The sequence below is a fragment of the Pollutimonas harenae genome, assembly GCF_004153685.1.
Classification (GTDB): domain Bacteria; phylum Pseudomonadota; class Gammaproteobacteria; order Burkholderiales; family Burkholderiaceae_B; genus Pusillimonas_C; species Pusillimonas_C harenae.
The window spans coordinates 225,083-246,044 of record NZ_SDQD01000002.1 but is presented as its reverse complement, the minus strand read 5'-3'; the positions used below and the strand labels follow the sequence as shown (position 1 = coordinate 246,044).

Below are 20,962 nucleotides of genomic sequence, written 5' to 3'. Positions count from 1 at the left end.
CTGTCGCGTCTCTTAAACCGAGCGGCGCCGATAGAAATAAAAGACCCGGATCAACAAAAGCCCTGCCAGCAAGGCGCCATACAGATAAGGTTCGGCAAAATCATTTTTGCCCGCCCGCACCAGCCAGAAATGCCACACCGAAAGTATGGCTATCATGTACACACTGCGGTGCAATTGCTGCCAGCCCCGACCCAGGCGGTGTATCCATCCTCGCGTCGAGGTTATGGCTAGCGCAACCATGGGCACAAAGGCAAGCACCCCAACCAGGATGAAGGTACGCTGAACGATGTCAGCCCACATCGATGTCAAAGTCCAGCCGCGCTCCCAATACGCCCAGCCCAGCACATGCAGGCAGGTGTAAAAAAAGGCAAACAAACCCAGCATGCGGCGCAAGCGCACCAGGGCGGGCTGTCGGAGCAGCCGGCGCAAGGGGGTCACGCACAAGGTCAACCCCAGTAGCACCAGTGCCCATATGCCGGAAGAACGGATCAGGAACTCAGGCGGATTGGCGCTCAGGCCGTCATGGGTACCCAGCCATATCCAGCGCGCCAAGGGATACAAGGCCAACAGAAAGACCAGCGGCTTGACACGCGCCACTTCGCGCGCAGTCCAGTTGCGTGTACCGGGCGCACCGATTTGTTGTGCAGACATGCTCAATAGTTCTTTCGCAAGTCCATGCCCTCGTACAGAGAGGCAACTTGCTCAGCATAGCCGTTGTACATCAGGGTATCGACGCGCGGCGCAAAAAAGCCGTCGCCTATCCGCCTTTCGGTGGCCTGACTCCAGCGCGGATGCGGCACCTGAGGATTGACGTTGGCATAAAAGCCGTATTCTTGTGGCGCAATCTTGACCCAGCTGGTCATAGGCATGTTTTCAAGCAGGCGGATTTTGACGATGGACTTGCCGGACTTGAAACCGTATTTCCAGGGCACAACCAGACGCAAAGGCGCCCCGTTCTGGTTGGGCAATTGTTTGCCATACACACCCAACACAAGCATGGCCAGCGGGTGCATGGCTTCATCAATACGCAGGCCTTCTACATACGGCCAGTCGATGATACGACTACCCACGCCCGGCATATTGTCTTTCTGGACGACAGTGGTGAACTCCACGAACTTCGCCTTGCTGGTAGGCTCGACGGCTTTGAGCAGCGTCGAGAGCGAGTAGCCGCTCCAGGGAATCACCATGGACCAGGCTTCGACGCAACGCAGCCGATAGACGCGCTCTTCGATGGGCGCAAGCTTGAGCAGGTCGTCTATGTCGAAAGTGCGCGGCCGGGCGACTTCGCCTTCGACGCTGACCGTCCAGGGCCGTGTTTGCAGTTTGTGGGCATTCTCGAAGGGGTCGCTCTTGCCGGTGCCGAATTCGTAATAGTTGTTGTACGAGGTGATATCTTTTTCGGACGTGGGCTTGTCCATGAGCTGGTAATCGGGGTTGGGTGTGGCGGCCAGAAGTGCCTGTTCACTCTGGGCCCAGGACGAGGCAACGGGCGCCAGCGACCCCGCACCGGCAGCTACGATTCCCATGCCGGCGTGCCGCAGCCACGTTCGTCGGGATTGCCAGACGGCTTCAGATGTGATTTCAGAGGGCGATATGGACGGCAGCTTGAGTCTGGACATGATGTACCACGCTGTAACGATGTCTGGGTATGACGGCGAATGGCGGCTGAAAGTTCCGTTGTTTTTGAGTTTGCATGAAGATCTTACTCCCTGCTTGCAGCAGGGCAGTCAGCGCACATAACACCGCCACCCCTAAACCCGAGCCAGCACCCACTCCCGCATCTCAGGCACACTGCCAACCACCACAGTAGGCTCGGCTGCCAGCAGAACCGACGGCTCATGCGCCCCGTAAGTCACCGCCATGCTGTCCACCCCCGCCGCCGTAGCCATCTGGATATCGTGTGACGTATCGCCCACCATCAGGACCCGATCAGGCTCCAGACCCAACTCCTCCATCAGCTCCAGCAACATCGCCGGATGAGGCTTGCTGAACGACTCATCGGCGCAGCGCGTCGCATCGAAGTGGCTCCGCAACTGCATCGCATCCAGCACCCGGTCCAGCCCGACACGGCTCTTTCCGGTTGCCACCCCCAGACTCACCCGACTGGCCCGCAACTCAAGCAACAACCCGGCAATGCCATCAAACAGCTTGATATGCGGATCACGACTCAGGAAATGAAACCGATAGCGGTCCAGAAACTCATCCATGCGCTCTTCAGTGAGGGTAGGAACACAATGATACAAGGCACTTTGCAGCGAAAGGCCAATCACCCAGCTGGCTTCGCTGGCCGATGGAACCGGCAAGGCCAAATCTGTACACGCACCCTGGATGGCCGCAACAATGGAATGGGTGGAATCCATGACAGTGCCATCCCAATCGAAAATAACCGCCTCGTAACGTTTCACCGACGCTGCTCCAGATAATCAAGAATTCTCAGACACACAGGCGGCAGATCCGCCCTGAATACCAATGGATCACCCGTCAACGGATGAGGGATTTCCAGCCGGCAGGCATGCAAAAACATGCGATTGAGACCCAGACTGGCAAAATAGGCACGAACCTCATCACTGCCATATTTGTCATCGCCCACAATGGGATAGCCGCTGGCTGCCAGGTGCACACGTATCTGGTGAGTGCGCCCGGTGCGCAGCTCGGCGCCCAGCAAACTGTGGCGACCATAACGTTTTTGCATGGTAATAATGGTGTGGGCGGCCTTACCTTGCGCATCCACCTTGACCCGGCGCTCGCCCGAAGCCGTGAGCCACTTCAGCAGCGGCTGGCGCAAGTGTTGTTTATCGTTCACCCAATCGCCCACTACCAGAGCCTGGTAATGCTTGCGTCCGCCCCCCTCGCGCATCATATCGTGCAGACCCAGCAGGGCCTTGCGCTTCTTGGCAATGATCAGCAAGCCCGACGTTTCACGGTCAAGCCGATGGGCAAGCTCCAGGAAGGACGCGTCGGGACGCGCAGCACGCAATTGCTCGATAACACCGAAAGACACGCCGCTGCCGCCATGAACCGCTACACCGGCCGGCTTATCGATCACAAGAATCGCTTCGTCTTCAAACACGACGGGAAATACCGCCGGCGGCACACGGCGGGGCTCGTCTGAGCGCGGCAGACGCAAGGGTGGCACGCGCACGGTATCGCCTATCTCGAGACGATAATCGGCAGCGATACGGCCTTTGTTGACTCTGACCTCGCCATTGCGAATAGCCTTGTACAAGTGGCTTTTGGGCACCCCCTTGCACAAGCGTAACAAAAAGTTATCTATGCGCTGTCCAGCCTGCTCGTCGCCGATTTCCACGAAACGAACGCTGGGATTGTCATGTTTGGCAATAACTGTTTTGCTCATAGGGAAAAGCGGCATATAATCGCGTCAGCCTATAGAAGCTGAAAAAACCGCCGAACGTAGAGATGCAAGGGTGCGTCTCCGTTGGACGAGTAAAGGCCGTATTGTACTGCCCTGGTTTCAGCTTCTGGGTCATTAGGTCGCCGGCGCAGCTGCGATGCGCAAATAGTGGTGTGGCGTATAGCCCGCTATTTGCTTTTTTGCTGCCAACCGCGTGCGACGCTGAATCCTTTGCAAAGTTTGTCTTCGTTTAATGCACCAGGCGCGAATTTACATGCGCGTCTGCCGTTCCCAGCAATTTTTTTGTCAACAATCACTATAGTGCAACTGACCTTCCTGCTGACTGAACCACGTACCTACAGGTACGCCGTGCCTACCCGACACAAGGTGGGCACTGCCTGACGCCGTCAGCCATGCCCCATGCGAATTCAGCGCCACACACCGAGTGACCCGCGGTCGTGCGCCGTACAGCGGCGCGCCATGACTACGGAGAAACACACTCATGAAACGAATGTTGTTCAATGCAACGCATCAAGAAGAACTACGCGTTGCTATTGTCGACGGTCAGAAGCTCATCGACCTCGACATCGAAACTGCCGGACGCGAACAGCGTAAAGGCAATATCTACAAAGGCGTCATCACCCGCATCGAACCCGGCCTCGAGGCCTGCTTCGTCAGCTATGGCGAAGACCGGCACGGCTTTTTACCCTTCAAGGAAGTCGCACGCAGCTACTTCAAAGAAGGCGTCGATGTGCGCACTGCGCGTATCCAGGAAGCACTGACCGAAGGGCAGGAACTGATCATCCAGGTCGAAAAGGAAGAACGAGGCAACAAGGGCGCCGCCCTGACCACCTTTATTTCCCTGGCAGGCCGCTACTTGGTCCTGATGCCCAACAATCCTCGCGGCGGCGGCGTTTCGCGCCGTGTCGAAGGCGAAGATCGTCAGGAACTGCGTGACACCATGGACCAGCTCGACATTCCGTCGGGCATGAGCATTATTGCCCGCACGGCAGGCATAGGCCGCAGCGTCGAAGAGTTGCAATGGGACTTGTCCTATCTGCTGCAACTTTGGGCTGCCATCGATGGTGCTGCCAGCGAAAACGCAGCTCCCATACTCATCTATCTGGAATCGAGCCTGGTCATCCGCGCCATTCGCGATTACTACTCGCCGGAAATCGGCGAAATCCTGATTGATACCGACGATATCTACGAGCAAGCTACTGCTTTCATGAGCGTGGTCATGCCCGATACGGTCCAGCGGGTCAAAATGTATCGCGACGACATCCCCCTGTTCTCGCGCTTCCAGATCGAACACCAGATCGAAACCGCCTATTCACGTACGGTGCAGCTACCCTCGGGTGGCTCGGTTGTCATAGACCACACCGAGGCCTTGGTGGCCATCGACGTGAACTCGGCGCGTTCCACACGCGGTTCCGACATCGAAGAAACCGCCACGCGCACCAACCTGGAAGCCGCCGACGAAGTGGCCCGCCAGCTGCGTCTGCGCGACTTGGGCGGCCTGATCGTGATCGACTTCATCGACATGGAAGAAGGCAAGAACCAACGCGCTGTCGAACAACGCCTGCGCGACGCCCTGCACTTTGACCGCGCCCGTGTTCAGATGGGCAAAATCTCGCGTTTTGGCCTGATGGAACTCTCACGCCAGCGCCTGCGCCCGGCCTTGAACGAAGGCTCTCACGTCACCTGCCCGCGCTGTAACGGCACCGGTGTGGTGCGCGACGCAGAATCCAGCGCCCTGCACGTGCTTCGCCTGCTTCAGGAAGAAGCCATGAAAGAAGGCACGGCGGCGCTACACGCCCAAGTACCTGTTGACGTGGCAACCTTCTTGTTGAACGAGAAGCGTGCCGACATTACCAAGATCGAGGCAAGACTCAAGGTCAACCTCATCCTGATTCCCAACAAGAATCTAGAAACGCCCCACCACCACATCGAACGCCTGCGCCACGATGACCCTCGCCTGGAAGAAAGCAAAAGCAGCATAGAACTCGTCAGCCAGCCTGAAGAGCAGCTCACTCTGGCTTCCAGCAAAAACCAGGAAGCCAAGGCCGCCACCCGTCCCGAAGCGCTGGTCAAGGGCATTACACCGGCACAACCGGCGCCCATTTCAACGACCGCTTCCGCAGCCTCGACTGCCACGGCACAAGGCCCCGGCCTGATCAAGCGTCTGATCAACTGGCTGACTGGCGCCAGCGCCCCCGCAGCCAAGGAAGAACCCAAACCCGAAGCATCCAGCAAGCCTCACGGCGGACGTGGCAAGAACAGCCGTCACGGCGACCGTCGTGAGCGTGGTCAGGGTGACCGCAACAACCGCAATCGTCGTGGCGAACGTCGTCAGGATACGATTGAGGGCAAGTCGGACGAAAGCCAGGCCCCACGCGGACGTCGCCAGTCATCTCAGCAAAACGAGGACGGCAGCCCGGCACGCAGCAACACGGCTGCACGGACGCCGAGCGGCGAAAGTACCGAAACAACAGAAAGCAACAACCGTGGCGGACGCAACCGTCGTGGCCGTGGTCGCAACCGCCGAGATGAAAAGCCGAATGGCCAGGCAGAAGCCGATACGTTGCTCGCCCCGGAAGCTGTTGTCGCCGGCGCGATAACCGACGCACAAGATCAGGTCGAATCCTCGGCTGAGGTCGTCACACAAAATACCGACGCCACCCCAGATACCGAACAGCTTGATCCTGAGCGCAAGCGCCGCCGTCGCCGCAGCCGTCGCGGTCGTCGCAACACCGAAGGAAGCGCAGACGTCAACGCCGCAGACAGCGATGAAGCCGTCGACGCTGTCGACGCTAGCAAACAGGTTCTCCAGACACACGAGACACCTGCTTTCAATGCTGCAGCCTTACCCGCCATGGCTACCACAGCCGGCCAAATAGTTGAGTCAGCTACCGATGCTGATGCCCAGGAGGCCATGCCCCTGGAAACAAGCGCATCCGATCAGACGACGCCTGCACAGGCTGCCGAGCCGGTAGAGCAAGAGCCCGCCGAGACCGACGAAATTGTAGGCACGGCTGAAGTTGTGGCAAACACGACCGTCCCAGCCGCAGCAGCACAAACAAACGCTGATGAAGCGTCTGCCACCCAGCCTGCTGCCGACGCAGAACCTGAGGCAGAGGTATCGGAGGCAGTCACGAATGCAGCAGAAGCTGGTATTACCGCAGCCCCTGAGGCAGAGAAAGTCTCTGAAGCAAGCGTTATTGCAGAAGCTGCTGAAGAGGCCGGCACCACCTCTAATGCTGTAACGACCGCAGCGCCCAAAGAAGCATCCAGCTCGCTGCAAGAAATGCTGCAAACTGCCGGAATGCAATTGATCGAGACCAAATCAGCCCCGGCACCCCAGTCTGCCGCTGCGCCGGTACGTCTGGGCAGGGCCCGCAAGCCGGTCACCAAGGTTGCGGTCGAAGAAGCCTTGCAGCAAGTGGAAACACACTAAAGGATAAAAGAGGCCTGTTGATCGGCAGGCCCTCTTGACCTTCACCGGCCTGCTCTCTTGATGCTCTCGCATCGGTCCAGCGGGCTGGTATAAAAAAAAGCCTGTTGAGTGTTGAACTCAACAGGCTTTTTTATTCGGGGCCTGGCTCAGGACTTGGCCACCACATCGACGGGCTGGCGCATCAGGACGGCCAGCAAGTGAGCCAGCTCATTGCGCATCTCGCGCCGATCTACCACCATGTCGATAGCCCCCTTTTCAAGCAGGAACTCTGAGCGCTGAAACCCTTCTGGCAGCTTCTCGCGCACGGTTTGCTCGATTACGCGAGGGCCGGCAAAACCGATCAAGGCATGTGGCTCGGCCATCACCACATCACCCATAAACGCAAAGCTGGCAGAAACGCCACCCATGGTCGGGTCAGTCAGGATACTGATGAACGGCAAGCCGGCAGCCGACAACTGTGTCAGCATGGCATTGGTCTTGGCCATTTGCATCAGCGACAGCAAGCTTTCCTGCATTCGGGCACCACCTGAAGCCGAAACGCAAATAAAGGGCGTACGATTCTTGATGGCTTCCTGCACTCCACGTGCAAAGCGTTCACCTACCACCGAACCCATGGAACCACCCATAAAGCTGAATTCGAAGCAGGCCAGTACAACCGGCACAGCAAGAATGGAGCCACTCATTACGACCATGGCTTCGCTTTCACCGGTTTGCTTGGTGGCCTCGGCTACGCGCTCTGGATACTTGCGGCTATCCTTGAATTTAAGTGGGTCCATAGGACGCGTGTTCTGTCCGATTTCGACCCGTCCTTCGGCATCAAGCAAGGCCTCGATGCGCTCTCGGGCACCAATACGCATATGATGGCTGCATTTCGGGCAAACATTGAGAGTTGCTTTCAGGTCTTCTTTGTACAGAACGGATTCGCAGGACGGGCACTTGACCCATACCCCTTCGGGAACGCGCCGCCCCCCTTCGTTACTGCGGTTAATCCGCGGGGGCAGAATTTTTTCGATCCAACTCATGTTTTATTCCAAATGAGTACCTGGTTCTACACCAGGCTTTGTTCTATTCCTATAGCCCGCCGAACACGGCGAGCCTGCTTTCAACATGCAGGGCTTCAACCCTCGTCCAAGGCCTGGCGTATACCACCCAACCAACTTGCAGCTGCGGATATCGCTGCCTCATCGATATCGTTGGCCTCTTGGCCGCCGGCCGACGCTTCAGCCACGGCAGCCTCCATGGTCTGGATCAGCTTGCTGCCGATAACAACGGCATCGGCGCATGATGCCAGACGCTTGGCACTGTCGGCATCACGTATGCCAAAACCCACACCCACCGGTACGGATACATGCCGACGGATAGCGGCAAGCCGTGCCGCAACGTCATCGGTATCAATATGGCCTGCACCCGTGACACCCTTCAGGGAAACATAGTAAACGTAGCCGCGTGCAATTTGGGCAACTTTTTGCATGCGCTCTTCGGTGGAAGTGGGCGCCAGCAGAAAAATGGGATCGATGCCTGCATCGCCCAACTGAACAGCAAAATCGGCAATTTCCTCGGGTGGATAATCTACCACCAGGACGCCATCAACCCCAGCCTGGGCGGCAAATTGCGCAAAGGCACGCTGCCCCATTCGTTCGATCGGATTCGCATATCCCATGAGCACCACCGGCGTGATGGTGTCGGTTTGCCTGAACTGTGCCACCATGTCGAACACCTGGCGCAAGCCAACGCCGCGCTTGATGGCGCGTTCTGCCGCCCGCTGTATGACAGGACCATCGGCCATCGGATCAGAAAATGGTACGCCAAGCTCGATGACATCAGCGCCCGCCTTGACCAGGGCATGCATGAGGCGAGGTGTAGCAGCAAGCGATGGGTCGCCCGCAGTGATATAAGGAATAAGCGCGGTGTGTCCCGGCTTATTGGCAAACGCGGCCTTGAGCCGTTCGTTCGAAGCAGTCATTTTATTGAGCAATCCTTCATAGGCTGATGCCACTGGCATCAGCAACCGTATGCATGTCTTTATCGCCGCGACCAGACAAATTCACCAGAATGATCTTGTCTTTGGCCAGGGTGGGCGCCAATTTAAGCGCATAAGCCAGGGCGTGTGATGACTCCAGCGCAGGCATGATGCCTTCGCTGCGACAGCAGTCGTGGAAAGCGGCCAACGCCTCCTGGTCGTTGATATACACGTATTCGGCGCGTCCGGTGTCTTTCAGCCAGGCATGCTCCGGACCCACGCCAGGGTAATCAAGGCCCGCCGAAATCGAATGCGTTTCCTGGACCTGACCATTTTCGTCTTGCATGACGTAGGTGCGATTACCATGCAATACACCCACGTGGCCAGCGTTAAGCGATGCCGCGTGCCTGCCGGTGTCCAGCCCCTCGCCTGCCGCTTCAACACCTATGAGCTTCACGTCTTCGTGATTGATGTAGGGATGGAAAATTCCCATGGCATTGGAACCACCGCCCACCGAAGCAACAACATAATCAGGCTGACGACCAGCATCTACGGGCATTTGCTCGAGGCACTCATTGCCAATCACCGCCTGGAAGTCGCGCACCATCATGGGATAGGGGTGTGGCCCCGCCACCGTACCGATAATATAGAAAGTATTTTCAATATTGGTAACCCAGTCGCGCATGGCTTCGTTCAGTGCGTCTTTAAGCGTACGCGAGCCCGAATCGACCGGCACTACGGTAGCACCCAGCAACTTCATGCGGTACACATTAGAGGCCTGGCGACGTACATCTTCGCTACCCATGTATACCACGCACTCCAGCCCATAGCGCGCCGCCACGGTGGCTGTCGCCACGCCATGCTGGCCGGCGCCGGTTTCCGCAATAATGCGGGGCTTGCCCATGCGGCGCGCCAGTAGCATTTGCCCTATACAGTTATTGATTTTATGTGCGCCGGTATGGTTGAGATCTTCACGCTTGAGCCAGATTTGCGCCCCTCCGAGCCTGTCAGACCAGCGGCGAGCGTGGTACACCGGACTGGGGCGACCCACGAAATGCTTGAGTTCGTAGGCGAACTCCTGCAAGAACTCGGGATCGTCGCGATACTTATCGTAAGCGGCTCGCAGCTCGTCCAGTGCATGCACCAGTGTTTCAGCGACAAAGGAGCCGCCATACTGGCCAAAGTGCCCATCTTGATCAGGCTGGGTATAGGATATCAAAGCATTACTCTCTGGTTACGCAAAAACATGGCCATGGCGTTGAGCCGGCCTTCAGGCATATAGCTTGGCATTTTAACAGCGTGGCGCCGCCACGGCGTGCCATATCAGTTCTGTACGATATTCAGCTCAATGGCGGCTGGCACTCACCCCTGGCAACTCGTTCAGCCCGGCCAATGCACGACTGATCTGATCACCGTTTTTGATCTCGACCGTAAACACCATGTGCGCCAACGATCGCCGACTATGCGTATTGATGCTGATGACGTTCAGCCGCAGCTTGGCAAACACATCGGACAGATCTCGCAACAAATGAGGCCGGTCTTGCGCATGAATGCTGATGTCTATCGGATATAGGGCGTCGCCCGTACTGCCCCAGTCCACATCGATGAGCCGTTCTGGTTGCCGTGCGGCGAGCGCCGCGTAAGCAGCGCAATCGCGGCGGTGTATGGAGACTCCACGTCCCCGGGTAACAAACCCCACGATGGTATCTGGCGGCGCAGGCCGACAACAACGGGCCAGTTGAGTCATCAATGAATCAACGCCGACAACAAGCACACCGCTCCTGCCTGTTTTGACGACACTGTCGTGACCGCTGGCATAGTTGCGGCTCAGCGCCGCGGCAGCCACGTCATCGTCGCTGGCAGGCTCGGCGGCACGCGCTTTGGCAGCACCCAGCAAATAATCAATCTGGCGCAGGCTGAACTCTTCCTTGGCTACGGCGACATACAGGTCGTCAGCCTTGGCAAAATCCAGTTGCTGCGCAAGTTGTTCCATATTGATGGCGGTCTTACCCAGGCGCTGCAGCTCTTTTTCAACCATGGTCTGACCCTGGCTAATACGTTGCTGCAGCTCAATGGCGTTGAACCAGGCCCTGACTTTGGCACGCGAACGAGGACTGGCCAGGAAACCCAACTGCGGATTGAGCCAATCACGCGAGGGGCCACCCGATTTGGCCGCAATCACCTCAACCGTTTGTCCCGTTTCAAGCTTGGTGAGTAAAGGCACCAATTGCCCATCCACCCGTGCTCCCCGGCAGCGATGCCCCAGGTCGGTATGCAGGTAGTAGGCGAAATCAACCGGCGTAGCGCCCGCAGGCAGCTCCATGACTCGCGCCTGCGGCGTCATGACATAAATGCGATCTGTCGAGTCCGGATGTGTTGCAGCCTGAGTACCGGTGGGATCCTCTGGCTTGCCACCCTCGTGGCCGTCTTGCTCCCAGGCCAACAGCTGACGCATCCAGGCTATTTTCTGATCGTACCGGCCTGCAGCCGAAACCTGACCGCCACGCGGCCCTGCCTCTTTGTAGCGCCAGTGGGCAGCCATACCGTACTCGGCAAACTCATGCATCTCCTGGGTGCGGATCTGAATTTCGAAGGTGCGGCCCTGAGTATCAGTGACCACGGTGTGCAGGGACCGATAGCCATTGGGTTTGGGCCGGGATATATAGTCGTCGAATTCATCAGACACCGGAGTCCATAGGGAGTGCGCAAGAGCCAACACCGCATAGCAGGCGCGCTCGTCCTGAACAATAATCCGTAGCGCCCGCAAATCGAACAATTGACTGAAATCTATATTCTTGTTGCGCATCTTGTTCCAGATGCTGTAGATATGCTTGGGACGGCCACTGACTTGGGCAGGAATATGCGCATCGGCCAGCTCCTGCTCCAGGCGCTTCACGGCGGCGCTGATGAACGCTTCACGCTCCACCCGTTTTTCTTCCAGCTGACGGGCAATCGCCTTGTAGGTCATCGGCTCCAGGAACCGGAAAGCCAGGTCCTCCATCTCCCATTTGATCTGCCAGATACCCAGCCGGTTTGCCAAGGGCGTATAGAGCTCCATGGTTTCGCTGGCGAAGCTGGATGGACATGCTGTCTTGCTGCTGGCATACCAGCGCAGCGACTGCAGGCGCGAGGCAAGGCGCATCAACACAATACGCAGGTCAGCCGCCATGGCCAGCAGCATCTTGCGCTGCATTTCCTTTTGATCAGTGCCTGAGGCTGTACTATCGACGGCCTGCCCGGTCAGATACCCCAGGCGCAACAAAGCACGTGTACCTTGCACCAAGGAAACCACTTCGGCGCCAAAAACCTTGCGCAAGGGGTCTTGCCGGGTCCCGGCCGCATTGTCGGAGGCTGCCAGTGGCAATACCGTGATCAGTGCGCTGGCCCGCGTTTCTGCGTCAGTACCCAGTCCGGCCAGAATGCAAACCACTTCCGCACAATGTTCATCCAGAGGCTCGCCCGTGCTGGCGGTAAGCCCGGTCAGTGGCTTGCGGACCCACTGCACAGCCCGCGCCAACAGATCAGAGCCATCTTCGTCGAGACCCGCCGTGGCGCACTGAAACCAGGCGGTATCAAAGGGAGGTGGACTAGTTTCTGGAAAATCTGTTGTAGCCATGATCAAGTAAGCTTCGGCAAAAAAAATCCCACGCTGCCAGGCTAAATGCCCGCGGCTCTATACTAACGTGTCTGGCGCCAACCATGCATCAAACACTATGGACTCGACGGGAAAAAAAATCTTGTTTGTCGTCTGGCATTCGCGTACCGGCGCGGCCAAACAAATGGCCATGGCGGCGGTTGAAGGCGCCCGCGACGTGATTGCCGAACTGCAGGCCGCCCATCAACTGAACATCATCATCAAAGAGGCCCACGAGGCCGATACTCCCGACCTGCTCCAGGCCGACGGCATGCTGTTCTGCGCCCCCGAAAATCTGGCAGCCCTCAGCGGTGCCATGAAAGAATTTTTTGATCGTTGCTATTACGGAGCGCTGGATCGCCTGAACGGCCGACCTTACGCATTATTGATCAGTGCAGGTTCCGATGGCAGCAATGCCGCCCGCCAGGCCGAACGCATATGTACCGGATGGCGCCTTACGCCCATTGCCCCCGTTCACATTGCCAACCTGCATGCCCAAACAGCCGAAGACATTCTGGCACCAAAGAAGCTGAGCAAACAGGACTACGAAGCCTGCAAAACAATAGGCGGCACACTGGCCGCCCTACTTCTGTAAGCTGCGCTGCGGCAAGCCTGCAGCTTAATTCAACGCCGCGGTCACCACGATCTCGACCTTGAAGTCGGGATTGGCCAGGCGCGCCTCCACGGTTGCCCGCGGTGGGGCATTGCCGTCAGCGACCCAAGCGTCCCAGGCTTTGTTCATGCCGCTGAATTCGGCCATGTTTGCCACAAAAATCTGGGCCATCAGTATGCGGGATTTGTCTGTGCCGGCTGCTGCCAGCAGTTTGTCTATGGTCGCCAGCACTTGTGCCGTCTGGCCTTCCATATTGAGTGAGCTGTCATCGGGAACCTGGCCGGCCAGGTAGGCGACACCGTTATAGATAGCCATATCGGACAGGCGTTTTTCGACATTGATCCGTTTTATCTCGCTCATTGGGTGCTCCGGGTGGAAGAATCAAAAAAACGGATAGTAGCACCAACCGAAGATGAGGCTCAGGCTGGCGGCAGTTCGAACACCTGGCGCAAATAAGCCAGATAAGCGGGATCGTCACACATGGTTTTTTCTGGGGCGTCAGACACTTTGGCCACCGGTTGCCCATTGCAGCGAACCATCTTCATGACGATCTGCAAAGGTTCATGACCCAGGTCATTGGTAAGGTTGGTGCCTATGCCGAACGAAATCTTGCACCGGCCTGCGAAGCGCTTGGCCAGTTCAATAGCCAAAGGTATGGTCAGCGCATCAGAAAACACCAAGGTCTTGGTACGCGGATCGGTACGATTGGCGGCGTAATGAGCCAGCAGCCGTTCGCCCCATACGAAAGGATCGCCCGAGTCGTGGCGCGCGCCATCGAACAACTTGCAAAAATACATATCGAAGTCGCGCAAAAATGCATCCATACCGTAGACATCGGACAGCGCAATACCCAAATCACCGCGGTATTCCTTGGCCCAGACCTCCAAAGCGTAGACTTGCGAATCACGCAGACGCGGCCCCAACGCCTGGCAGGCCTGCAGGTACTCATGCCCCATGGTGCCCAGCGGCGTAACGCCGTGCTTCATGGCCAGCCTGACATTGCTGGTGCCCGCAAAATGCACGCCCATTTGGGCCTTCATGGTGCGCACGACCTCTTCGTGCCATTGCTTGGAGAAACGCCTGCGCGTACCGTACTCAGCCACACGGAAATCCGCCAGCGCCGGGTCGTCGGTGACCAGATGCATTTTCTTCTGCAGCCGCTTGCGCCCTTCTTGCCAGCCGGGTTCTTTGCACTCGTTGCGGAAATACACTTCGTTGACGATGGCCAGAACCGGAATCTCAAACAAAATGGTATGCAGCCATGGGCCCTTGACCGTGATGTCGAGCTCACCTGGAACGGAAGATTCGGCAACCTTGATGCATTTCTCGGGCATATGAAACAAACCCAGAAAATCAACGAAATCGCTTTTTATAAAGCGCAGGCTACGCAAATACTGAAGTTCTTCCTCGGTGAAGCGCAACTGGCATAAATCGTGGATTTCGCTTCTGATTTCATCCAGATAGGCTGCCAGATTGATATGTGGCGTGCGGCATTTATAGCGATACTCTACTTGCGCCGCAGGGAAGTGATGCAGCACCACTTGCATCATGCTGAACTTATACAGATCGGTGTCGAGTAACGAGGTGATTATCATCGCAGAACAGGTGAAATTTTGCTTACCATAGCACACCGCGCCCGCCCGCACAGGCAAAGCAAGCCAATATTGCCCATCAGCCCATAAAGCAGACGGAATACTGCCCGGCGCTGCAGAATAAGATCCATTTTCAAAGACCAGCTTCGCCAACAGGTCAATTCGGGCTTACCTGCGTTTATTGGTTAAAATCCCCGTCATCTGATGTTGGAGTACCAAAATGACACATGTGGTCACCGAAAACTGTATTAAATGCAAATTCACCGACTGTGTCGATGTCTGTCCTGTTGATTGTTTCCGCGAAGGGGCCAACTTTCTGGTCATCGACCCCGACGAATGCATAGACTGCGCCGTCTGCGTGCCAGAATGCCCCGCCAATGCTATTTTTGCGGAAGAAGATGTTCCTCAAGACCAGATCTCGTTCATAGAGCTGAATGCCGAGCTTACGCCTGAATTTGGCATGATCAACCGCTCGAAAAAACCCTTGCCAGAGGCTGACGACTGGAACGGCATACCCGATAAACTCAAGCACCTTGAGCGTTAAAAGCCCAGGCTAGCGCCCGGCCACGCCCAATACCCGCAAAACAAGGCCGCAACCAAGCACTGGCAGGCGTGGTTTGTTGTTTGAAAACATCATTGGCACCAGCCTGTTTCTACGAACTTCACCCCCTCTCCTCCTAGATGACGAACGCTTGTTCGCTTGATATCTCCTGGAAAACGACAAGCGGAATTGACAGATATTTTCTGGCAATTCCGCTTATTTTGTGATTAGCTTATAACGATAAGCTAGTTTCACAGCTTGTTCCTTGATCATTATTAAGCGTAATTCAAACTATCCAGCATAGTTCGACCCAAGAAGAATAAGTATTCACATTACGAGGCTTTTACCATGCTGTACGACCTGCACGAGCTTCAACGGTCATTCCTGACGCCCCTGGCTGCCTTCACCGACACCGGTTCGCAGATGTTCTCCAACCCCTACAGTCCGCTGGCCTACACGCCGGTATCACGGCAAATGGCTGCCATGTACGAACTTGTCCATCGTCTGGGCAAAGACTACGAAAAGCCTCAATGGGGATTAGCCCAAACCAGGGTAAACGGCAAACTCGTCAACGTAAGTGAACACACGGCCATGCAGAAAGATTTCTGCAACCTGATCCATTTCCAGCGTGATGGTGCCAGTGCCTCGCAAAACGACCCTCGGATTCTGCTGGTTGCCCCGCTGTCCGGACACCATGCCACATTGCTGCGCGACACTGTTCGCGCTCTGCTGCCCGCGCACGAAGTCTATGTCACCGACTGGCTGGACGCGCGCATGGTGCCTGCTTCAGCCGGCTCCTTTACCTTGAACGATTATGTCCGCTACGTACAGGACTTCATCCGCCTGCTGGGCCCCGACGTGCACGTCATGTCGGTATGCCAGCCTACGGTACCCGTGTTGGCCGCCATTTCCCTGATGGCCGCCAACAATGAACCCTGTCTGCCGCGCAGCATGATCATGATGGGTGGCCCCATCGACTGTCGTCAGTCGCCCACTCAAGTCAACCGCCTGGCTACGACCAAGTCCTACTCATGGTTTGAAGACAACGTCATCCACCGTGTACCAGCGCGCTATCCAGGCGCGGGGCGGAAGGTGTATCCGGGCTTTTTGCAGCACGCAGGCTTCATGGCGATGAATCCCGATCGGCATTTGCGCTCTCACTACGATTTCTACATGGACCTGCTCAAGGGGGATGATGACGATGCCGAAGCCCATCGTCGCTTCTACGACGAGTACAACGCCGTACTCGACATGCCCGCCGAGTTTTATCTGGACACCATCAAGACTGTCTTCCAGGAATATCAGCTGCCGCGCGGCACTTGGCAAATCGATGGCCAGACGGTCGATCCGTCAGCTATCAAGAACGTAGCGCTGTTCACCATCGAAGGCGAACTTGATGACATTTCCGGCCAGGGGCAAACCCAGTCCGCACACGAGCTCTGTCATAACATTCCCAAAAATCGCCGACAGCACTATACAGCTGCGGGCTGCGGCCACTACGGTATTTTCTCGGGCCGGCGCTGGCGCGAAACAATATGTCCTAAAATAGCCGAATTCGTACGCAAGACCGCGTAAAGTCCTGGCTGATCACCCCCCACAAAATCAGGGGCCATGCGGCCCCTGATTTTTTTATGCAAGCTCCCTTACTCATCGACCGTATTGATGCGGCGCTGCCGCAAACCCAATGCACAAAATGCGGCTACGACGGATGTCGCCCCTATGCACGCGCCATAGCATTGGATAACGCCCCCATCAACCGTTGCCCACCCGGCGGTCAGGCTGGCATACACACCCTGGCCCAACTGCTGCAACGCCCGGAGCTACCGCTGGACACCCACTGCGGCGAACACCGTCCTTTGCAAGTTGCCGTGATCGACGAGGCCCATTGCATAGGCTGCACACTGTGCATACAGGCTTGTCCGGTCGACGCCATAGTGGGTGCCAATAAGCTCATGCATACTGTGCTGGCCAACGACTGCACTGGTTGTGATTTATGCGTGGCCCCCTGTCCTGTCGATTGCATAAGCATGATCGATGCCGACCACCAGTGGACCCCAAACCATGCCAATGCGGCACGGCTGCGTTATGAACAACGCCAGCACAGGCTCGAAGCTGCACATCACGAATCATCAGGTCCCGCAGCCAGAACCTTGGCCAACAAGGCGCCCGTATCCGCTCTTGCGTCCACCGATGCCAACACGCGTCAAGCCGTCATCGCACAGGCACTTGCACGCGCACGTGCAAGACGCCAAAAGAAATGAACACAGCCAAACGCACAGAAATCTTCCAGCGCTTGCAGGCAGCCAATCCCAATCCCACAACAGAGCTGGAATACAACAGCACGTTCCAGCTGCTGATCGCCGTTATTTTGTCCGCACAAGCCACTGACAAGTCGGTGAACCTGGCCACACGCAGGTTTTTCCCCAAACACGGAACACCACAAGAACTGCTGGCACTGGGGGAATCGGGGCTTGCCGAACACATCAAGACCATAGGCCTGTACAAAACCAAAGCCCGTAACGTCATCATGACCTGTCAAAGGCTTCTTGAACTGCACGGCGGCGAAGTGCCTGAAAACCGCGAAGCGCTCGAGGCGCTGCCAGGGGTCGGACGCAAGACCGCCAACGTGGTGCTGAACACCGCTTTCGGCCATCCGACCATCGCTGTTGACACACATATTTTCAGGGTTGCCAATCGTACGGGCATCGCACCAGGAAAAACCGTGCTTGAAGTCGAGCGCAAACTAAATAAAGTCATACCCAAGCCTTTCTTGCTGGATGCTCATCATTGGCTGATTCTGCACGGGCGCTATGTATGTGTTGCACGCAAGCCCAAGTGTCCTCAATGCGGCATTTCCGATCTGTGTGAATACAAGACCAAGACAATCTAGGGTTTTCCGCACCCTATGAAAAACCCGCATGGCATTTTGCCTACGAAACTCTCATACTTGCAGCAACCTTAAATAGCAGCCGAAACCAAACCGGTCAGTATGAGCGAAAATATCCTAGAAACCCGAAACCTAACCAAAGAGTTCCGCGGATTCGTCGCAGTAAGCGACGTCAATCTTCAGGTCCAACGTGGCAACATTCACGCACTCATTGGCCCTAATGGCGCAGGTAAAACCACCTGCTTTAATTTGCTGACAAAATTTCTTACCCCCACTTCGGGCAAGATTTTTTTTGCTGGCAAAGAAATCACTCACCAAAAGCCGGCGCAAATCGCACGGCTCGGCATTATTCGTTCATTCCAGATTTCAGCGGTGTTTCCACAGCTGACCGTGCTGGAAAACGTCCGTATCGGGCTGCAGCGCGCCACGGGCACGTCCTATCATTTCTGGCGCAGTGATCGCTGTCTCACACATCTTGAAGATGCTGCCCGCGAGTTGCTTGCCCAGGTCGACCTTACCGACTTTGCCAATGAACAAACCGTAAACCTTCCCTATGGCCGCAAGCGCGCGCTCGAAATCGCCACCACTCTGGCCATGGAACCCGAGCTCATGCTGCTCGACGAACCCACACAGGGCATGGGGCACGAAGATGTCAGCCGCGTTACACAACTCATCAAAAAAGTCAGTGTCGGCCGCACCATCCTCATGGTCGAACACAACATGAATGTCATTTCTCAAATTGCCGATAAAATCACAGTGCTTGCTCGGGGCGCCGTACTGGCCGAAGGCAATTATCAGGAGGTCTCTCGCAATCCAGACGTCATGCAGGCCTATATGGGCACCACTACCGGCGAACTTGAAGGGGCTCACTGATGGCTGCCGCACTCGAAGTCTCTAATCTGCACGCCTGGTACGGCGAATCCCATGTGCTTCATGGCATCACCTTCAATGTCAACAAAGGTGAAGTCGTCACATTGCTGGGGCGCAACGGCGCAGGCCGCACCAGCACGCTGCGCGCCATCCTTGGCCTGACCGGCTCACGCAAGGGCTCCATACGCATACAGGGTACTGAATCCATCGACCTACCCACCTATCGCATTGCTCATCTGGGCATAGGCTATTGCCCCGAAGAGCGCGGCATATTCGCAGGCCTATCCTGCGAAGAAAACCTGTTACTGCCACCGGTTGTAGGCGATACCCTTGGCGGCGGCATGTCCCTGTCCGAAATCTACGACATGTTCCCCAACCTCGAAGAGCGCAAACACTCGCCTGGTACGCGCTTGTCGGGCGGCGAGCAGCAAATGCTGGCTGTAGCGCGTATCTTGCGTACAGGCGCCAATCTGCTGCTGCTCGACGAAATCTCCGAGGGGCTTGCTCCCGTCATCGTCCAGGCATTGGCACGCATGATCTCCACCCTCAAGGCCAAGGGCTATACCATCATCATGGTCGAGCAAAACTTCCACTTTGCCGCACCATTGGCTGATCGTTTCTACGTAGTAGAGCACGGCCAGATCGTCGAAGAAATTGCCTCGGCCGACCTGGCTTCCAAGCAAGACACTCTCAATACGCTGCTGGGCGTCTGAACTCCTGCTTCACTCACCAATATCCTCCGTACAACAACAAGGAGACTTACCAATGAAACTACGTACCCTATCGGCAGCGCTTGCCGTGGTCGGCCTAGGCTTTGCCCTTCCTGGTCAGGCAGCCGGCATTTCCGACGATGTCATCCGAATCGGCATGATCACTGACATGTCCAGTGTTTACTCCGACATCGATGGCGCTGGCGGCGGCGAAGCCGTACGCCTGGCCATTGAAGACGCCGGTGGCGAAATCAACGGCAAGAAAATCGAATTCATGATTGCCGACCACCAAAACAAAGCTGACATCGCCTCGGCACGCGCCCGCGAATGGTTCGACGAAGAAAACCTCGACATGCTTCTGGGCGGCACCAACTCAGCCACCGCATTGGCCATGGCCGCCGTTGCTGCCGAAAAGAAAAAGCCCTTTATCGCCATTGGCCCGGGTTCATCCAACCTGACCAACTCGAATTGCACACCCTACACCCTGCACTATGCCTATGACACCATAGCGCTGGCGCGCGGTACCGGCTCTGCCATCGTTGAAGAAGGCGGCAAATCCTGGTTCTTCCTGACTGCCGACTATGCCTTCGGTCACTCCCTCGAGCGCGACACCAGCGCAGTCGTCAAGAAAGCCGGCGGTGAAGTCCTGGGTGCCGTCAGGGTTCCGCTGGCGACTTCCGACTTCTCATCCTTCCTGATACAGGCGCAGTCTTCTGGCGCCCAAATCCTGGGCCTGGCCAATGCCGGCGGCGACTTCACCGCCTCGGTCAAATCCGCCAAGGAATTCGGCGTTACCGAAACCATGAAACTGGCTGGCTTGCTGGTGTTCATCAACGACATCCACGCCCTGGGGCTTGACGCCACACAAGGCATGAACCTAACCTCCGCCTGGTACTGGAACCAGGACGACGAATCCCGTGCATGGGCCAAGCGCTTCCAGGAAAAAGTCAAACGCATGCCTTCCTTCATACAAGCCGCCGATTATTCCGCCACCAATTACTACCTGAAGGCCGTCAAAGACGCTGGCACCGACGATGGCGACGAAATCATGAAATGGATGAAGTCCCACAAAGTTAATGACTTCTTCACCAAAGACGCCCTTGTTCGCGAAGACGGCCGAGTCGTCAACGACATGTTCCTCATGGAAGTCAAGAAACCCTCTGAGTCAAAAGGCGAGTGGGATTACTACAATGTCGTCAAGAAACTGCCTGGCGAACAGGTTTATGCCTCTCTCGAAGAATCAACCTGCGAGTTCATAAAGAAATAAACCTTCCGCTAAAGAGGCCTTGCGCATTCACTGTGCAACGGCCTCTTGCTTCATCTCGGGGCGGCGCATCAGCCCCCCG

At 56.7% G+C, this 20,962-nt stretch carries 19 protein-coding genes; 9 read left to right on the top strand and 10 right to left on the bottom strand.

What is annotated here, in order from left to right; genetic code table 11:
• Positions 1-12: 12 nt before the first annotated feature.
• From ERD84_RS07980 to ERD84_RS07965, 4 genes are all read right to left on the bottom strand, one after another.
• A complete protein-coding gene (locus ERD84_RS07980) occupies positions 13-651 on the bottom strand; it encodes a protein-methionine-sulfoxide reductase heme-binding subunit MsrQ (protein WP_130039108.1) in 639 nt (212 codons plus the stop codon).
• 2 nt (positions 652-653) lie between these two features.
• Positions 654-1,619 (bottom strand): protein-methionine-sulfoxide reductase catalytic subunit MsrP, encoded by a 966-nt coding sequence (msrP, locus tag ERD84_RS07975; protein WP_130039107.1) that lies wholly within the window; start codon positions 1,617-1,619, stop codon positions 654-656.
• Positions 1,620-1,751: 132 nt separating this feature from the next.
• Positions 1,752-2,405 (bottom strand): HAD-IA family hydrolase, encoded by a 654-nt coding sequence (locus ERD84_RS07970; protein ID WP_130039106.1) that lies wholly within the window; start codon positions 2,403-2,405, stop codon positions 1,752-1,754.
• Entirely contained in the window at positions 2,402-3,370 is a 969-nt protein-coding gene (locus ERD84_RS07965) for an RluA family pseudouridine synthase (protein WP_130039105.1), read from the bottom strand. The genes ERD84_RS07970 and ERD84_RS07965 overlap by 4 nt, the downstream gene beginning before the upstream one ends.
• A 484-nt stretch (positions 3,371-3,854) precedes the next feature.
• On the opposite strand from ERD84_RS07965, the gene ERD84_RS07960 reads away from it, so the two are divergent.
• On the top strand, positions 3,855-6,809 hold the full coding sequence (locus ERD84_RS07960; RefSeq protein ID WP_130039104.1) for an Rne/Rng family ribonuclease: 2,955 nt from the start codon (positions 3,855-3,857) through the stop codon (positions 6,807-6,809).
• A 146-nt stretch (positions 6,810-6,955) separates the two neighbouring features.
• Here ERD84_RS07960 and accD read toward each other — a convergent pair whose 3' ends face one another.
• The 4 genes from accD to ERD84_RS07940 all read right to left on the bottom strand — a co-directional run bounded on the left by accD (position 6,956) and on the right by ERD84_RS07940 (position 12,385).
• Positions 6,956-7,831, bottom strand: a complete 876-nt coding sequence (accD, locus tag ERD84_RS07955; RefSeq protein ID WP_130039103.1) for an acetyl-CoA carboxylase, carboxyltransferase subunit beta — start codon at positions 7,829-7,831, stop codon at positions 6,956-6,958.
• 95 nt (positions 7,832-7,926) lie between these two features.
• A complete protein-coding gene (trpA, locus tag ERD84_RS07950; RefSeq protein ID WP_130039102.1) occupies positions 7,927-8,772 on the bottom strand; it encodes a tryptophan synthase subunit alpha in 846 nt (281 codons plus the stop codon).
• 16 nt (positions 8,773-8,788) lie between these two features.
• Positions 8,789-9,988 (bottom strand): tryptophan synthase subunit beta, encoded by a 1,200-nt coding sequence (gene trpB, locus ERD84_RS07945; protein WP_130039101.1) that lies wholly within the window; start codon positions 9,986-9,988, stop codon positions 8,789-8,791.
• Positions 9,989-10,114: 126 nt separating this feature from the next.
• Positions 10,115-12,385, bottom strand: a complete 2,271-nt coding sequence (locus ERD84_RS07940; protein ID WP_130039100.1) for a RelA/SpoT family protein — start codon at positions 12,383-12,385, stop codon at positions 10,115-10,117.
• A 97-nt stretch (positions 12,386-12,482) separates the two neighbouring features.
• Here ERD84_RS07940 and ERD84_RS07935 point away from each other — a divergent pair, with 97 nt between their 5' ends.
• Complete coding sequence (locus tag ERD84_RS07935) at positions 12,483-12,998, top strand: flavodoxin family protein (protein WP_130039099.1); 516 nt, start codon at positions 12,483-12,485, stop codon at positions 12,996-12,998.
• A 24-nt stretch (positions 12,999-13,022) separates the two neighbouring features.
• Here ERD84_RS07935 and ERD84_RS07930 read toward each other — a convergent pair whose 3' ends face one another.
• Together ERD84_RS07930 and pncB are read right to left on the bottom strand one after the other, a co-directional pair.
• The gene (locus ERD84_RS07930; RefSeq protein ID WP_130039098.1) at positions 13,023-13,376 is read right to left on the bottom strand and encodes a RidA family protein; all 354 of its coding nucleotides are present in this window, start codon (positions 13,374-13,376) and stop codon (positions 13,023-13,025) included.
• Positions 13,377-13,435: 59 nt separating this feature from the next.
• Positions 13,436-14,611, bottom strand: a complete 1,176-nt coding sequence (gene pncB / locus ERD84_RS07925; protein ID WP_130039097.1) for a nicotinate phosphoribosyltransferase — start codon at positions 14,609-14,611, stop codon at positions 13,436-13,438.
• 217 nt (positions 14,612-14,828) lie between these two features.
• Here pncB and fdxA point away from each other — a divergent pair, with 217 nt between their 5' ends.
• From fdxA to ERD84_RS07890, 7 genes are all read left to right on the top strand, one after another.
• Positions 14,829-15,152 (top strand): ferredoxin FdxA, encoded by a 324-nt coding sequence (gene fdxA / locus ERD84_RS07920; RefSeq protein ID WP_130039096.1) that lies wholly within the window; start codon positions 14,829-14,831, stop codon positions 15,150-15,152.
• A 345-nt stretch (positions 15,153-15,497) separates the two neighbouring features.
• Positions 15,498-16,724, top strand: coding sequence for a polyhydroxyalkanoate depolymerase (locus ERD84_RS07915; protein ID WP_130039095.1), 1,227 nt, complete (start codon positions 15,498-15,500; stop codon positions 16,722-16,724).
• A gap of 56 nt (positions 16,725-16,780) precedes the next feature.
• Positions 16,781-17,410, top strand: coding sequence for an RnfABCDGE type electron transport complex subunit B (locus ERD84_RS07910; protein ID WP_130039094.1), 630 nt, complete (start codon positions 16,781-16,783; stop codon positions 17,408-17,410).
• Positions 17,407-18,039, top strand: a complete 633-nt coding sequence (gene nth, locus ERD84_RS07905; RefSeq protein ID WP_130039093.1) for an endonuclease III — start codon at positions 17,407-17,409, stop codon at positions 18,037-18,039. The genes ERD84_RS07910 and nth overlap by 4 nt, the downstream gene beginning before the upstream one ends.
• 99 nt (positions 18,040-18,138) lie before the next feature.
• Entirely contained in the window at positions 18,139-18,909 is a 771-nt protein-coding gene (locus ERD84_RS07900; RefSeq protein WP_130039092.1) for an ABC transporter ATP-binding protein, read from the top strand.
• The gene (locus ERD84_RS07895; protein ID WP_130039091.1) at positions 18,906-19,619 is read left to right on the top strand and encodes an ABC transporter ATP-binding protein; all 714 of its coding nucleotides are present in this window, start codon (positions 18,906-18,908) and stop codon (positions 19,617-19,619) included. The genes ERD84_RS07900 and ERD84_RS07895 overlap by 4 nt, the downstream gene beginning before the upstream one ends.
• Positions 19,620-19,671: 52 nt before the next feature.
• A complete protein-coding gene (locus tag ERD84_RS07890; RefSeq protein ID WP_130039090.1) occupies positions 19,672-20,883 on the top strand; it encodes an ABC transporter substrate-binding protein in 1,212 nt (403 codons plus the stop codon).
• Positions 20,884-20,962 lie beyond the last annotated feature (79 nt).